Annotated in this window: 13 protein-coding genes; 3 read left to right on the top strand and 10 right to left on the bottom strand. The window is 36.7% G+C overall.

The window, feature by feature from the left end:
- Window positions 1-204 precede the first annotated feature (204 nt).
- On the top strand, window positions 205-648 hold the full coding sequence (locus F8153_RS13960) for a MarR family winged helix-turn-helix transcriptional regulator (protein ID WP_151866979.1): 444 nt from the start codon (window positions 205-207) through the stop codon (window positions 646-648).
- A 52-nt stretch (window positions 649-700) separates the two neighbouring features.
- Here F8153_RS13960 and F8153_RS13965 read toward each other — a convergent pair whose 3' ends face one another.
- A complete protein-coding gene (locus F8153_RS13965) occupies window positions 701-2,167 on the bottom strand; it encodes a protein adenylyltransferase SelO (protein WP_151866980.1) in 1,467 nt (488 codons plus the stop codon).
- A 182-nt stretch (window positions 2,168-2,349) separates the two neighbouring features.
- On the opposite strand from F8153_RS13965, the gene F8153_RS13970 reads away from it, so the two are divergent.
- Window positions 2,350-2,919: a cupin domain-containing protein gene (locus F8153_RS13970; protein WP_243136991.1), complete on the top strand. Its 570-nt coding sequence runs from the start codon at window positions 2,350-2,352 to the stop codon at window positions 2,917-2,919.
- A gap of 57 nt (window positions 2,920-2,976) precedes the next feature.
- Here F8153_RS13970 and chrA read toward each other — a convergent pair whose 3' ends face one another.
- Window positions 2,977-4,176: a chromate efflux transporter gene (chrA, locus tag F8153_RS13975; protein ID WP_151866982.1), complete on the bottom strand. Its 1,200-nt coding sequence runs from the start codon at window positions 4,174-4,176 to the stop codon at window positions 2,977-2,979.
- 151 nt (window positions 4,177-4,327) lie between these two features.
- Between chrA and F8153_RS13980 the strand changes: the two genes are divergently transcribed.
- A complete protein-coding gene (locus F8153_RS13980; RefSeq protein WP_151866983.1) occupies window positions 4,328-4,636 on the top strand; it encodes a PadR family transcriptional regulator in 309 nt (102 codons plus the stop codon).
- Between the two features lie 25 nt (window positions 4,637-4,661).
- Here the strand turns inward: F8153_RS13980 and F8153_RS13985 are convergent, their stop codons facing one another.
- The 8 genes from F8153_RS13985 to F8153_RS14020 all read right to left on the bottom strand — a co-directional run bounded on the left by F8153_RS13985 (window position 4,662) and on the right by F8153_RS14020 (window position 16,844).
- Window positions 4,662-4,778 carry a hypothetical protein gene (locus F8153_RS13985; RefSeq protein WP_151866984.1) on the bottom strand — a complete coding sequence of 39 codons (117 nt, stop codon included), beginning with the start codon at window positions 4,776-4,778 and terminating at the stop codon, window positions 4,662-4,664.
- A gap of 85 nt (window positions 4,779-4,863) precedes the next feature.
- A complete protein-coding gene (locus F8153_RS13990) occupies window positions 4,864-8,400 on the bottom strand; it encodes a glycoside hydrolase family 31 protein (RefSeq protein WP_192929829.1) in 3,537 nt (1,178 codons plus the stop codon).
- Window positions 8,401-8,593: 193 nt separating this feature from the next.
- Window positions 8,594-9,907 carry an ABC transporter substrate-binding protein gene (locus tag F8153_RS13995; RefSeq protein WP_151866986.1) on the bottom strand — a complete coding sequence of 438 codons (1,314 nt, stop codon included), beginning with the start codon at window positions 9,905-9,907 and terminating at the stop codon, window positions 8,594-8,596.
- A gap of 85 nt (window positions 9,908-9,992) precedes the next feature.
- Window positions 9,993-10,826, bottom strand: coding sequence for a carbohydrate ABC transporter permease (locus F8153_RS14000; RefSeq protein ID WP_151866987.1), 834 nt, complete (start codon window positions 10,824-10,826; stop codon window positions 9,993-9,995).
- The gene (locus tag F8153_RS14005; RefSeq protein ID WP_151866988.1) at window positions 10,813-11,700 is read right to left on the bottom strand and encodes a carbohydrate ABC transporter permease; all 888 of its coding nucleotides are present in this window, start codon (window positions 11,698-11,700) and stop codon (window positions 10,813-10,815) included. The genes F8153_RS14000 and F8153_RS14005 overlap by 14 nt, the downstream gene beginning before the upstream one ends.
- Window positions 11,701-11,711: 11 nt before the next feature.
- Complete coding sequence (locus tag F8153_RS14010) at window positions 11,712-12,740, bottom strand: LacI family DNA-binding transcriptional regulator (protein WP_151866989.1); 1,029 nt, start codon at window positions 12,738-12,740, stop codon at window positions 11,712-11,714.
- Window positions 12,741-12,793: 53 nt separating this feature from the next.
- Window positions 12,794-15,037, bottom strand: a complete 2,244-nt coding sequence (locus tag F8153_RS14015; RefSeq protein WP_192929830.1) for a glycoside hydrolase family 65 protein — start codon at window positions 15,035-15,037, stop codon at window positions 12,794-12,796.
- The gene (locus F8153_RS14020; protein ID WP_243136989.1) at window positions 15,024-16,844 is read right to left on the bottom strand and encodes a glycoside hydrolase family 125 protein; all 1,821 of its coding nucleotides are present in this window, start codon (window positions 16,842-16,844) and stop codon (window positions 15,024-15,026) included. The genes F8153_RS14015 and F8153_RS14020 overlap by 14 nt, the downstream gene beginning before the upstream one ends.
- Window positions 16,845-16,882: the final 38 nt, after the last annotated feature.

The following is a 16,882-nucleotide window of genomic DNA, read 5'->3' on the forward strand; positions in this document are numbered from 1 at the left end:
TCATAACCTACTTTACACTACCATGATAGATCTTCTTTTTTATCTTTAACCGATGGTGTCAATTACTTTATAACCCTTGACATTCCTTGCAATCTATTTTACTATGGATTTATATAGTTATATTATAATAATTATATTGTTATAACTATATTATACTTTAAATTATAAAAAATGCAATAGCAAAATACACTGGAGGGGTAAATTATGGATAGAAAAAAGTTTGAATCAGTGGTGGATAGTCTGTTTTTGTTTTTGCCATTGTTGAAGAAGAAGCTAGTTACAATGGATCTTTATGATGAGGAACAGGATTTGTTTCAATCCCACTTTCAAATACTTTTTTTATTGGATGATATGGGTACCCTTACTGCATCTGCCTTAGCAAAAAACCTCAATATATCAAAGCCCAATGTTACTCCCCTTGTTTTAAAGCTAACGAAGAAAGGTCTTATAGAAAGAATCGGTAGTGAAAAAGACAAAAGGTATGCCCATCTTAAGCTAACTGAAAAGGGAATGGACTTTATGAATCAACATAAAACCCTTGTTATTAATGATTTAAAGAAGAAGCTTAGTAATTTTACTGATGATGAACTGGAAAACCTAGCAGCTGCCCTTGATGTTATTAAGGGGATCATATCAAAGTTCGAATAGAATAAAAAAAGCCGATTAAAGTAATAGAATACTTTACCGGCTTTTTGCTTTATTAAGTTCCACAGAAGGTTCGATAGGGACGGTTTGAAGGCTCAGGTAATTTTGTATACTCCTCCTGCTGAGGTGAGTAGCCATAGGGCCTTGAAAGGACATTCAGAAGCCTATCCATAACACCATAGTTTCCATCCTTTACAGTAGCTTCAAGGGCTTCTTCCACTCGATGATTACGGGGAATAACAGAAGGATTGAAGCCCCTCATTAGTTGATGGGAGGAAGTTTTTGATTCCTGCTGTCTATCTAGCCTAGCCTGCCACAGTTTATACCATTCTTTAAATTCTGGGGTTTCAAAGAAGCCGGTGTCATCTCCTTCTTCAAAGGTTAATCCCCTAAAGGTATTGGTAAAGTCAGCCTTATGTTTTTGCATAATCCTTAAAAGCTCCTGAATAAGGTCTTCATCCTGTGGCTCATCATTAAAAATCCCTAACTTTCCCCTCATACCAGATAACCAATTATCATGATATAGGGCTGAAAAATCTGAAAGGATATCCTCTGCCAATTTAACAGCCTCCTCTTCCTTGTCATGTATAAGAGGTAATAGAGCATCAGCAAGTCTAGCCAGATTCCACCCAGCTATAGAAGGCTGATTTTGATAAGCATACCGTCCCTTACCATCAATTGAGCTGAAAACCGTAGCAGGATCATAGGTATCCATAAAGGCACAAGGTCCATAATCAATGGTTTCTCCACTAATTGCCATATTATCTGTATTCATAACCCCGTGGATAAAGCCCACCAGCATCCACTTAGCAATCAGGAAAGCTTGGGACTTTACCACTTCCCTAAGTAAAGAAATATAAGGGTGATCATCGGTATCAATATAGGGAAAGTGTCTACCTATTGTGTAATCAGCCAAAGCCCTTAAGTCCTCAATAGTCCCCCAACTTGCTACGTATTGGAAGGTACCTACCCTTATATGACTGGCAGCCACACGGGTTAATATAGCCCCGGGTAAATAGGCATCTCTAATAATCCCTTCTCCTGTCGTCACCACTGCAAGGCTTCGAGTGGTGGGAATTTGAAGGGCAGCCATTGCCTCACTAATAATATACTCTCTAAGCATGGGCCCAAGGGCTGCACGGCCATCACCGCCACGGGAGTAGGGTGTAGGGCCAGAACCCTTAAGCTGAATATCTACCCTCTGACCCATTGGGGTAATCTGCTCTCCAAGCAAAAGGGCCCGACCATCCCCCAGCATTGTAAAATGTCCAAACTGATGGCCTGCGTAGGCTTGAGCCAAAGGTAAAGCCCCATCAGGAATACTATTTCCTGCTAGTGTTTCAATACCTTCTTTATTTAGCAGGTTTTGTACATCTAGTCCTATCTCTGTAGCCAGTTTATGATTTAAAATAACCAGCTTTGGTGATGGTACTGGAGTAGGCCTTAAGGTAGAATAAAATATTGAAGGTAGCTGTACATAGCTGTTATTAAAGTTCCAATTTATTGCCTTTGTGCTTGTCATATTATCACCTTTTCCTTTTCTCTTATATGCTATTATGTTGGTTTTTTTATGGCTATTAAAAATATTGCTTAAAAATACATCTAAGTTTATTATATCTTTTTAAAACACATTTAAACTTTTTATAGATAAATCACATCCTATATCTATTAATCATATTATGTTCATAAAAGAGTATGAAAGGAATGATTTATGTGAATTATTATTATAACCCATGCTACTATCCTTATTTCTATAATGCACCTGTTTATAACCCATATAATATGCAGGGCTACAGATTTCAACCATACCCCTATTGGGGTAATATGCCTATGTATTCTCCAGGCTCTGGGAGACAATGTATTGAGTTAAAGGATTATGGACCTGAACCCTTTGTAGTTAACATTGAAGAGGCTACTAAGGAAAATACAAATTTCCGTACCGCGTTATGGACTGGATGTCATTTACAGCTAACTCTAATGAGTATAGATGTTGGTGAGGATATAGGTCTTGAAAAACACCCAGATGTAGATCAATTTATACGAATAGAAGAAGGTCAAGGGCTTGTCATGATGGGGGATAGCAAGGATAACTTATGCTTTAAAAAAGAGGTGTATGATGATTATGCAATACTTATTCCTGCTGGAACATGGCATAATGTAGTTAACACTGGCTGTAAACCCCTTAAGCTATACTCTATTTATGCACCACCGGAGCATCCTAGGGGCACCATCCACGAAACCAAAGAAGATGCTGAAGAGGATCATCATCATTAAATAACAGACTGCTTAAAAACCCCCAAAGGCTTCCCTTGGGGGTTTTTTATCATAAACTTAAATTAGGAATCCTACCACTAAAACCACCAACACCAGAAAGGGAGCTGGCACTTTTTTCGTCAGCAATACCCCAATAGTAAGAAGGGTGACCAAAATATTATCCAATCCAAATCCACTCTTTTGCATTAAAATTACAGCAGCTACAGAAATCAATCCTCCAGCAACTGCATTAATTCCCTTTAAGGATACCTTTATTCCTCTTATCTTCTTTAAACTATCCCAAACTGGATAGATAAAATAAATTAAAAGTAGACCTGGTAGAAAAATCCCTACTCCCCCTGCCACAGAGCCTAGGACTTGGGTTAGTACACTACCACCACGGGCCGCCATCCCTCCTGCATAGGCACTAAAGCTGAACATCGGCCCTGGCAAGCCCTGAACCAAGCCATAACCCGTTAAAAACTCTTGATTGGTCATAAATCTATTTACTTCAACAAGCTCACTGTGCATAACAGGAACCACAACCTGCCCACCACCAAAAACCAAATATCCATATCGATAGAAGCTTTCAAAAAGGCTGATAATATGATTGTCCCACACAAAAGCTATGAGAATGCTACCCCCAGCAAAAAATCCAAAGACAATTAAGTAACTCCAAGGAGGATTGATGGTTACACGATTCCATAGGTCCTTTTCCTTTGACGTGACAACACTAGCAATACCGCCAATAATTAAAACCAAGGGGAATATCCATGGGTCACGGATAAAGTAAGTGGTTATGCCTCCAAAGAGTAGCAAAGCTATTGTGATTTTATCCACTACAACCTTTCGTCCAATTCTATATGCAGCTACAACAATAAAGCCTACAGCCATGGGTCCGATATATCTAAGACCCTCTTGGGAAAGATTCATGGTTGATAAAAATTGATACAAAAAGGATAATAGGGTCATGACGGTAAGAACAGGTAATGCCCATACCAACATAGTTAAAAGGGCTAATAAGGGTCCCCCCATTTTATAGCCTATGGATACAATGGTTTGAGTGCTGGTTGGCCCTGGTAGAATACTACACAAAGCAATCAGCTCCACCAGCTCCTCTTCATTAAGATAATCCTTCATTACCACCATTTGGTCGGTAAATACCCCGTAATGGGCCTCTGGACCTCCATAAGCCCCTAAAGAGCAAATAAATACATCCTTTAAGAAGGTAGTCCAGACCAATTTCTTCTTATTTTGTAAATTGTGGTCCTTCTTCATGTAATCATCCTTTCAATCATCGATTGACTGTTAATAGTATATCAGTTTTTACATACAATACCCTTGAACACATTTACAATTCATGATATTATATTATCAAATATCAATATCGTATTCCTATATCAAGATTATATACTAGGGGTGAGAAGAAATGCAAGACCAAATTTTAAGGAAATTTTTCTTAGGTTTTATACAAATCCATATCCTTCATCATGCAAAAAAAGACCCCTTTTATGGTGTTTGGATGATGGAAGAGCTTAAGGAGCATGGCTATGATATCAGCGCTGGAACCCTTTATCCCTTGCTCCATAGCATGGAGACCAAGGGGCTTTTAGAAAAGGAAGAAAGAAATGTTGATGGTAAGATCAGAAAGTATTATGGGATAACCCCTCTTGGAAGCAGGGTATTAGAGGAAGCGCGACGGAAGGCCTATGAATTGTTTAAGGAAATAAAGGATTAAAAGAGGAGGACCCTAAGGCCTCCTCTTAGATTGTTGAAAAACCCTCATCTTCTTTGTAGCTACCATTATACAAAACTGCAGCAATTAGCTTTTGAGTATACTCATGTTGAGGATTATTTAGGACTTCCTCTGTATTTCCCATTTCTACTATTTCTGGAGATATAAATTGTCGATATGATTGAAAGGGTCAACAAAGGCATAATAAAGCTTTTTAGAGTATTTTTACATTATACTTCGATTTGAATATAGCTGCTACCCTCTTCAACCTTAACTATAATTTGATTTTCTTTGTAGCACCAATAAAAGCTATGATTCTCATTTCTATTACAACATTCAGTGGCTAACTTATCATTAATAGTTACTTTATTAGGTTTTACTTCATTCCAAAAACGTAAGAAAATAGGTTGATTACTATTAGTGCTAACAGTTATACCTTTATCTATTCTAACTACTTCTATATTAATATCTCCCAAAGCCCCAAATTTAAAGTCGTTCTTTATCTGATCTTCTAATCGTATATCAAGGCATAAATTTTTGAAGCTATCAACATCATTCCCTACATTTCTCAAAAGTTCTAAGCTACTATTCAAATTCAGGGGTATGATTGAGTTAGCCTTCACAAACACCGGGATGGTATCTAATGGAGAGAAAACTTCAAAATAGCCCGACTTATCATATACCCTATTATCAAAGAAACCATGCCATTTACCCTTTGGAAAATAGACTCTTTTTACGGTTTGGCCTTCCTCTGAAACAGGTGATACCAAAATGTTTTTTCCTAGCATATATTGCATATCCAGGTTTATGCATTCATCTTCATCTGGGAAATCATAGAACATGGCCCTCATCAGAGGTTGACAGTTATTTACACAATCATTTGCTTCACTATATATATAAGGCAATAAGTTCATTCGCAGTATAGCGAACTTTCTATATACAGAGATAACCCTTACATCCTTTGTTCTTTCTGCAATATTCCAAGGAGTACGGTCTCTATTATACTCCCCCTTTGTTTCTGCATGGTACTGCATTACAGGACAAAAAGCTGCCATCTGAGCTGACCTTATAAACAGCTCAGCAGTAGGAATTTCTCCATGGAAGCCAGCAATGTCCCAGCCCCAAAATATGATTCCCGAAAGTCCGGCTGAAATTCCTGCTCGAATTGAGGACCTAAAGGCTTCCCAGGTAGAGCGTTCATCTCCAGCCCAATGCATTGGCATTGTATGGGACCCTGAATAACCAGCTCTACTAAAGGTTATGCCTTCCCCCTTTAAATCTTTTACATACCTATAATAAGCTCCTATATAATCTAATACATAACGATTATGCATCTCTCTTCCAGATGTGCCATCAAAAAACTTTAGTTCATCTCCTAATATACATTCTCCACCATCAGTTTTAAATCCATCTATTCCAATGTCCTCAAGAAGATATCTTCTTTTATCAAGCCACCACTCCCTTGCTTCTGGGTTAGTAAAGTCAAGAACTAAACTTCCTGCAAACCATCCATAGGGAATTCTATAGGGGGTTAAATCTTCATTCATAACACAAAAACCTTTTTCAATCATCAATCTCTCATCCTCATCCCTTTGGGGATGGGAAACTCCCCCCATATACTTGTGAATAGGTACTTGCCATAGTAATACCTTTATCCCTTCCTGGTGTAGCTTATCTACCATGCTTTTGGGATCATTCCATCTACCCCATTGAGAAAACTCAAACTCCCTGGCCCTATGGCGTTCTTTTCCATCCTTCAGATTATATTTTGCATCATTGAAGATGTAAAATGTCGCCTCATCACTCCACTGTTCAATAACCAGCACTGTAGCCGGTATATCAAATTTTTTTGTCATTTCAACCTGATAAAGTACTTCCTGTTGACTGTCCCAATTATTACTGGACATCCATGGTCCAAAGGCCCATATAGGTGGAAGCTCAGGTAGTCCGATTCTATTTATATAGTTTTTCAGAATTTCTTTAGGATCTCCAAAATATAAATCGAAGTCAAAACTGTCTTTACTACAGTAACCTTCAATAGTAACTGCATTTTCATTTGTGGAGCAGAAATCGAATACACTATAAGAATTAGTCTTAAAATGCAAACCATAGCCCTCTGAGCTTATATAAAAAGGACTTGGCATATAGGTCTTCATCCCTTGGCTCCTGTACTGGTTATATACATAATTATCTATTCTAAGGCCTTTGTATTCAATACAAGAATATCTCTCTCCCATACCAAAGTACTTCTCTTCTTTGCCTGCTTTAAGATTTAACCTTGCTTTTATGATGTCCTCACCGTTGTAAAGAAAGGATACCATGTTATCTTCTAAAGTAGTCAATACCCTCCCATTATGTTTATCGCAAATATAAATACCCTTTTGTGTTACGACAACATCTAAGTCCTCTGCTTTAAAGGTATCCAACTTTAATAGATTATAAATCTTATAATTATGCCTGAACACAAACTCAAATAAAGCAGCTTTGCCATTGGGTCTAATGGTTAAAACAGGTAATACATCAGAATCTACAGCCTTTTCGAAATATATTATTATCTTCTCCTGTAGCTGTTCTGCCCCTATTATGCCATTACAGTCAAACCACCTTGCAGTATTGAAGGAGAACTCTTCGCTTGAGGTAAGTTTCCCACTTCCCTCTGCAGTTATCTTATAGGTGACTTTTTCTCCAAAATCAAACCTTCCGATATTAGCCCTATAATACTCTCCTCCAGCATCTGTACCCTCTTTAATCATTTTTACTTCCATTGGAGGTTGATTATTTTTCGAAAACTCCAGTTGAAGTGTATATTCACCAAAGGAAGGGTTAATTTCTGCATTTATTACTACCTCCTCTGTATCAGTCGGTATCCTTGGAGATCTTTCATGTAAAGATGTATAATATGGATCGCTGGTTCCTTTAGGGCAATGGATAATTGTCAGGTCCCCACTTATGTTTTCTTTTTTATATAGAACTTCCTCAACTATGGCCATAAGTATAGTAGAAAGAGCCTCTTTCCCTATAGAAGCAGTTAATTCTGCTGCTTTATTATAAAGGACCTTTGCACGGGTTAAATCCCCTTTTTCAATATCACCTTTCTCAGCAAAATACCAGGACAATAATAGAGTCAGCTCTTTATTTCTTTTTTCTGTTAAACTAAATTCTATTCCTTGATTTCCAAAAAACCTTTCAGATTCTTCTTCCATGGATTCAACTAATATTCGATCTTCAGCACCAAACATACAAAAGGGGACTGCACACATAGATAGATCTCCCAGTCGAAGATCGCCTTCAGCAATACTAATTAAATAGCCACCCTGTAGGAATTTCTTTAATGCATACTCCCTTAAGGCTATCATTTTTTTACGGGCATCATCATTATCAATGATGTTTAGCCCACTCTTTAGTCCACAGTGTAATGCAGCAATATTGGATAAGTAATAATCCGATTTACCCCCGTAAAGCCAGTGGGGAGCATTACAATCATTGGTACTTAGCTGTACAGATACTAGTTCTTCAATGTATTTACCCTCAATATCCTTAATATCAGCTTCCCTAATTGCATCACTGATTATCCATAGGGCCAGTGCATGGGTTGTAATATTTTTTGTGTCTAAGTTATCAATTATTAACTTAACATACTCGTTGACGGTGTTATAATCCTTTGATAATAAGTAGTATTTTGTTGCAAAGCATAGGTCTCTGATTTTATCATCAGAAAGTCTTACGCTACTTTCAAATAGACTTTTGTAATTGTTCGTTTTAATCATATCCATACCTCTAATCTCTAATGATAAATGTTTGATATCCTTGAAACTTGACACCCTATACTATAAATGATAGGATAGTTGCATAAAACAACTACCCTATCATTATTGAAATACTGTGGTTTTGCATGATTGTTCCTGACTCAACACAAGCATGCAATACTCCCTATGAGAAACTGTTGGCGCAGTTTCTCATTTATTTTATAAGCCCCTGCAGTCTTTTTGCTGCATTTTCAAGGGCTTCTTTAGCTGTTATTCTACCAAGCTTAGCCTTCTCTAATTCTTCTCCTACTGCGCCAGTAATTTCATTCCATCTCTCTGGGATAGGGCCTACAGGAGGAAGAACCAATGAATCTAAAGTTTCATTAACAACCTTTCTTGAAGCAGGTTTGTCTAGTTCATAATAACTTGCCATTACCTTCTCATCTGCTATAGCTGGCACACTCCAACCCTTTTCAATCCTTAAGGAAACTGCATATGGGTCACTGGTCATAAATTTCATAAATCTCCAGGCAGCTTCTTCCTTTTTAGTATCCTTAGATACTACAAGGGCATCTGCAAAGAAATGATGGGCCTTTTGTGTATTCCCTGGTTCTAAGGCAATATCCCATTCAAAATCGGCATCAGCAAATCTTCCAAAATTCCAAATACCTGTGCGAAGCATAGCCAGCTTACCATCTTTAAAGGCATTTAAATCAGCATCTGGCTGGCTGAAGGTGTCATCATTAAGCTTTGGTGATACTCCATATTTCAATGATTTGTCAATCATCCATTGTAGAGCATCGATATTAGCTTGACTGTTTATGGTAACTGACTTATTGTCACTACTCCAAATAGATCCACCATTTTGTGCAATTGTCTTATAGAACTCCCAGAACTGAAATGGTGCATAAGTTCCCCAAATACCATTTTTCTCATCTGTAAGCTTTTGTGCTGCTTCAAGTTCTTCCTTCCATGTCCATGATTCATTAGGATATGCAACACTGTTTTTATCAAATAAATCTTTATTATAGAAAAGTACTACAGCAGAATACCCTTCAGGAAGTCCATATTGCTTACCATTATACTTAAAAGCATCATAAGCTAGCTTCTTGAATACATTTTCCTTAAATTCTCCATCATTGGCTATTGCACTGTTCATATCTTTAATAACGTCCTTCGCTGCATAGGTGGCAAAATTTTCATACCCAACCTCAAATACGTCAGGAGCTGCATTACCTGCTATGGCAGCATTTAGTTTCGTATAGTAGTCAGCCCAAGCCAAAACCTCATACTCAACCTTAATATCTTCGTTCAATTCCATAAATTTGTCGATCATTGCCTTTAGAGTTTCCTCTTGAGAGCCACTGGCTGTATACTGCATAAATTTAATGGTTACTGGCTCTTTTGCTACTTCAGCTGGTTGTCCAGACTGTGGTTCTGTAGTTTCTGCTACATCTTTACTACAGCCTACCACAAGGGATAAAACCATAATAATCGCTAGTGCTAGTACTAGAGTCTTTTTTAACATTTCATCCACCTCTTCATTTTTTTATTTTTTTTCCAAGTTCAATAACAAATAAAAATCTAATCTATACATCCCCCCTTCTTGTTTCTTAACCTTTGTTTCCACCTAACGTAAGTCCCTTAATGAAATATTTCTGAGCAAAGATATATACAATAAATATAGGTATAAAGCTTACTGTATTCCCAGCCATAAGTATATTCCATTCCGTTGCCCACCTGCCTGTAAGTTTACTTAGGCCCAAGGGAAGTGTCATAAGTTCTTTGCTGTTTACAATAATCAATGGCCATAAAAAGCTATTCCACGAGTACATGAAGGCAAATATACCTAATGTAGCCATTGCAGGTTTCGACAGAGGAAGTATAATTTTTGTGAATACCTTTAAATAGGAAGCACCATCTATATATGCGGCCTCAAGAAATGAATCTGGTATTGTTAGCATGTGCTGTCTCAGTAAAAATGTCCCAAAGGCGCTGAATATATCAGGTAGAATAAGTCCTAGGAAGGTATCCGCCAATCTTAATTTTGAAAATACTATAAACAAAGGCACTAAAGTAACTTGTTTTGGTATCATCAAGGTTATAAGATATAACATAAAAAGCACCTCTCGGCCTCTAAATTGGAATTTTGCAAATACAAAAGCTGCCATTGAACAAAATAAAAGCTGTAGAATTGTTGTTATTGTAGAAACGATTACACTGTTTATGAAGAATTTTTCTATTGGAAAGTATTTTTTTATTTCAATAAAATTTTCAAAAGTAAATCTATTTGGCAAAAGCTGTGGAGGCATTTTCACCACCTCAAGGGCATCTTTAAAAGCCCCGGATATCATCCAAAGAAAAGGAAACACCAAAGTAACTGCAGCTACAGTTAGTATTGTATAGGTCAATAGGTTAGGAACTAGAATATTCTTATTTATCTTCATAATTGACCCACCTCTTTTGTAGTTTATTCATTACAAGGGTTATGATAAATATTATTGAAAATAATATCCATGACTGGGCTGCAGCAAAACCCATTCTATAGTTCTTAAATGCATTCTTAAATATCTGTTCAACCATAGTTGAGGTGCTTCCAGCCGGCCCCCCTCCTGTCATTACCATAACCTGATCAAATAATTGAAAGCAGTTTATCAGAGATATCACAAGTATAAAGTAAATTGTTGGTGTTAATAGGGGTAGAGTTATTTTAAAGAACTGATTTATTGTATTTGCACCATCAATTTTTGCAGCTTCATAATAGTCATTAGAAATATCCGCCAAACCAGATAGTAATATAATTGTGACAAAACCTACGTCCTTCCAGACACTGGCCATAATTATTGCAGGCATAGCCCAAAAGAAGTCAGAGAGCCAAACTGGCCCTTGAACTCCTACTAAAGATAACACATAATTTATAATACCTGTATTTCCATTAAGAAGCCATTTCCATATTATAGAAACTGCCACCCAAGAGGTTATAACAGGTATAAAAAACATTCCCCGAAAAACCTTTGCTCCTTTTATGTTCCTATTCAGTAGGGTGGCAAATAATAGGCCCAACCCTAAAACAAGGGGTATATATCCTATCAGGAACTTAAAAATGTTAAAGATGGCGATATAGGATTTTTCTTCTGTAAATACATTTATATAGTTCAACAAACCCACAAATTTAGGTTTTCCTAGCATATCCCAATCAGTAAGGCTTACAACTGCTGATATTAAAATCGGCAAAAGATTGAATAGTGCCATGCTTAAAAGACTTGGGAGTAAAAAAGCACCTATTACCAAAAGTTTTTTACCCTTTTTATCACCAACCATGTTAAACCTCCTTATTTCGTTAATTGGCAGACTGTAGCCCTTTCAACGATGTTTAAAGATAGAGTCATTTCTTTTATTCCTTTTTTATTTCTACCTTCAAGTATGTCAATCAAAAGATCAGCAGCCACCATTCCCTTTTGTGCAATATCCTGCCTTACAGTGGTAAGAGGAGGAGTAAACATTCTGGTTATAGAAAGGTCATCAAATCCAATTATGGAATAATCTTCAGGAATTTGTTTTCCCCATGCTTTAAGACTGTTGATGGCTCCAAAGGCAATTATATCAGCTGTAGCAAATATTGCTGTCACTGGAAGCCCACTATTTACTATTTCATTACCTGCAGCAATACCATATTCATAATTAACTGACCCACTGTAAACATATTCTTGCCTAAAGGGTATTCCAGCCTCTTCTAAAGCTTTTTTATATCCATGAAAACGTTTTTCCATAACGCCATGATTCTTGATCTTTCCTGTTACTATAGCAATATCTTCATGTCCATTTGCAATTAAGTGCTTTGTTGCGATATATCCACCATATAAATCATCAATACCTATCATGTAGAAATTCTCATTATTTACATAGCTGTCGAGAAATACTACTGGCATCTTTACTTTGCTTAGCTCCTTGCAGTAATCTTCCTCATAAGCACCTAATATTATTGCTCCATCCAGGTTTCTCTGCATAGAAACATCAAAGCAGCCTCTTCCTCTTTCCACTCTTGATAGAAGAATATGATAACCATTCTCCCTTGCTTTTGTTTCTATACCACCCAGTACATCACTGTAAAAGGGGTTTACGATTACAATGTCGCTATTTTCTTCGGTCTGGGGAATGATTACACCTATAAGCATGGATTTATTCTTTACCAAGCTTCTTGCAGAGAAATCTGGCACATAGTTTAAATTTTCAGCTGCCTCTTTAACGGCTCTTATGGTCTCATCAGACACTTTATTAAACTTTCCGTTGAGTACATAAGAAACAGCAGCAATAGATACACCTGATTCCCTAGCTACATCTTTTATTGTAATTTTCTTCATAATAAATACCTCTAATCTAATTTTTTAATATTATTTTAATATTAATTAAACGTTTAATCAACTGTAGATATATTTGTTTTTAGGGGTTTATGGCTATTATCTATTTTAATCTCATATTTTCTATCGTTATAAATTAATTTAAATTGTACATCCTTTATATGATCCGGCAAACAGGGTTTTGCCAATAGAGTATGATCTCTAATGTATATCCCACATATACCAAATATAAAGGCCTGCCAGGATGCTCCCGCTGCTGCAAAGTGGATCCCTTCCTTGCCAGTGTTATTCATAATGTTATCTATATCTAGTCTAATGCTCTTCATTAAATAGCTATAGGCCTCTTCCTTATAATCTAGCCATGCAGCAAACTGTGCGTGGGTACCATAGCTTAAGGAGGAATCATGTAATGTTATAGATTCATATTCATCCCAGGCTGCCTTCATCTCTAGCTTGCTAAATTTATCAGGCAAAAGACACATTAGAAGTATAACGTCTGCCTGCTTTATAACCCTATAGCGCTGCAAACGATCAAAGCAGATTGTCTTATATAAAGGTTCTTCTCCCTTTTTATATGCTGAAATGTCTAGTACTTCAAGCTTATAAAAGTTATCATCCTCAATATACAGATTTTTAGCTTCATCATAGTTAACCTTGGCCTTGGTAATAATATCATTCCAAAGATTTATTTCACTTTCTTCAAAGCCCATTTCAGACTTCATATCTATCCATTTAGACCTTCTATTGGACTTCAACATCTCAATTGCCTTTTTGCCTAACTCAAGATTGTAGAGGGCTAAAAGGGTAGTATAAGTATTGTTTAGTGTAACTCCTCCATATTCATTGGGTCCCTTTACAAACAGCATATTATATAGGTCATTTCGTAAATCATAGGTAAAGCGACTCGCCCAATATCTAGCAGTTTGAATTAGAATTTCAGCACCATAATCCAAATAAAATTCAATATCCCCGGTTATGTTGTAATAGTTCTCTATGGCGTATGCAATGTCGGCTGTAATGTGAACCTCTGAAAATCCAATATCCCAAGTCTCACATTGTTCTATACCATCGGTGTTACACATCCATGGGTAACGTGCACCTGATAAATTCTGATTTCTAGCATTTTCTTCTGCTGCTTTTAAAGTATTATATCTAAACATTAATAGATTTTTTGCCGCCTCAGGACAAGTATAGATGTAGAAGGGCAGCATAAAAATCTCAGTATCCCAAAAATAACAACCCTTGTATCTGGAGTGGGTAAGGCCTCTAGCCCCTATGCTTACGGTTCCATCATGTTGAGAGTTGGATGATATCAACTGAAAAATATTATATCGAAGCCCCTGCTCCAGTAAATCGTCACCCTTTATATCGATACTGGATATATCCCACTTAAGGGACCATTCCTCTTCTGAATCCCTTAAAACCCTTCGGTAACCCCTGAGGGAAGCATCTGCTATCATTTCCTTTGAAGCCTTTTCTATATCAGCTATACCATCCCTAGAGGTATATATTGCTGAATAGGTATCTAACTCTATAGAGGATCCTTTAAGAACCTTTTTTGTACTCTTAATACCTACAATCTTTGCTAAACTTATGCTGTCATGTTCTACTCCACCCTCTGGGGATACCACGCATAAGGCCTCAGACATATGAATATTTGTACCTTTCGTATTAAATCCTATAGATACAGAATTTTTTTTATAGTGATTAATACTAGTAACATCAAATAGCGATACCACTTCACTGTCACTTTTTAACTGATCATCTGGTATTGGATTATTTGAAGAGGCTGCATCGATTCCATTTAATACTGTTATCTCCCCACTATAGTTAAGGGGAGTAACCTTATATCTAGTAACCGCCAGATGCTTCTCTTTGAGACTAAAAAATCTGCTATACTCAATAACGGTATCTCTTTCTTTACTATCTCTAACCGTCAATTTACGGTATAAGACACCATTTTTCATATCAAGCTCACGATCATAGTCGATTATATTACATTCAAATGGATTAAGCAGCTGTCCGTCAATATATAAGTTTATATAAAATATATTGGGTGTGTTTACAAAATCCGTTATTCCTGCCTTAATATAATCATACACTCCAGCTATAAACACCATAGCTTCATAAGACTCTTTATTTTCCTCTGGATGGAATCCCCTTGAGCCCATATAACCGTTGCCCAAAGAAAATAAACTATCATATAATAAGGCCTTTTCAGGTTTGTATTCCTTTTCTATCAGCTTCCAAGTATTAATGCTTCCATAGCTCACACCAGCCACCCCCTTATTTCTTACCACTATTCAATCCAAAGCCTTCATAAAGAGCATAGGCTAGAAAACCAGCACAGGTTGCAAAGGCAGCCCCTGTTTCACATTGGCCAGTGTGTTCATTTACACTCTCACAAGCTATCCCATTATCCATATTGGTTTTCATAAGGATCTCTCTAGCATGCTCCTTCTCTCCACAAAGCAAGCTATTGCAAAGACTCAATATCCATGGGTGGGGTGCATGCTCACAGCCTATTTCAGCAATATTACAATTGGCGAAGGAATAGGCGTATGATGGATCCTTAATATTTTTGACTGTATCTACATAAACCTCATCTTCATAGCTACAAAAGCCCATATATGCAGATAGAAGTAAGCTTCCAGGAGGCTCATCATATATGTTAAAGTTACCTTGTAGGTCTACAGACCATGCAAATATTTTTTTGCCTTTGTGTTCTACAATACAGTTCTCATTTATTGCCGTCTTTACTTTGTCAGCCCTTTTAAAGAGTTCTTCCTTTTTATCAAGATTTCCTAGTTTTTCATTGATCTCTCCAAGGTTTTTAAGTATACGCCAAACTAATATGTTGTTATATGTAAGATATGGATAAACAATCATATCATCTGTTGGCTGTAGAAAAGTATCATAAAGCTCAATACTCTCATGTCTATGCTCATCAAGTATTTCCAGTATGCTTTCTATACCTTTTTTATACTCAGGAATATTGATAATATCATAATCTCCAGTATGGACTACATAATTATACAGGGCAATTACTGGTGCACAAAGTTCATCAAGTTCAAAGCCAGGCTCTAGAACTGTTCCATCAATATATCTACTATGAATACCTATATTTTTTATCTGTGTTTTAAAGACATAATTCAGCATTTTTTTTGCATATTGGGAGTCAGCTATTAGTATAGAAGGAAAGCTCCATAACAAGCTATCTCTGTCCCAGTAAGCTGCACTTACATAATACCGTGGGCTTCTAGAGGTAACAAGTACCAGATCTTCTGTATCTAAGGTTTTTCCTGTTGCAAAGAAAAAATTAAAGAATAGATTTTCATTAAGAATTCTTTCGATGTTCTCGTCTTCAGCCCTTTTCATCCTTTTCTTAAGCCATTCATAGGTTGCCTTAAATTCATATTCAAAGCCTCGCCTATACATTTCCTTAGCAGAAGTAATTGCAGCAACTTCTTCATAGCCAATGCCAAAATAGTAATTAACTCTTTTTTCTTCCCCCGGTGCTATATTTACCTCTTTACTAAAGTAGTAATCTATTTCTTTATTATTGTAGTTTGCAACACTTGTCATGCCTTCCTCTGGCATAGGTGCGAAGGAGAGGATTGTAAAGGCATCCTTTAAGTCAAAGCAGTAACTTCCCTTATTCCAGTTGCTTTTGTAGAATATCCGCTTTGCTTCAATCTCTTTGCTTTCATTAATTTCGTGTATAGCACGAGACCAAGTTCCTTCTAGACCTAGTTCAATACTCACTTCCTTATCTGTTGGGTTTTCAACAGCAAAGGAATATACAAAGCCTCTTTCGTTAATAGGCGCAAGTATAGTAGCATTTATTTTTATGTCTCCAGCAATACCTTTAAAGGAGGGAACCCAATGATATTGTCTATTCCACTTAATATCTTTAATGTCATATTTCATATTATCTTGTTTTACAAAGGGCCTAAGCAAAGGTGAATCTTCCCTACCCCTTAAAGAAATCATTCCTTTATATCTCATATATAACAAAGTCATGCTTAATATAGCGCCATCTGATTCTCTAATTTCCGGTAATGAAATAAATTCATTGCCCGTTGCAAATATATTGTATTTATCCAATATTCCACCTTCTTCCTTTAAACGTTTAACTATGTATA

Source organism: Alkaliphilus serpentinus, from assembly GCF_009017255.1.
Taxonomy (GTDB): Bacteria; Bacillota; Clostridia; order Peptostreptococcales; family Natronincolaceae; genus Alkaliphilus_D; species Alkaliphilus_D serpentinus.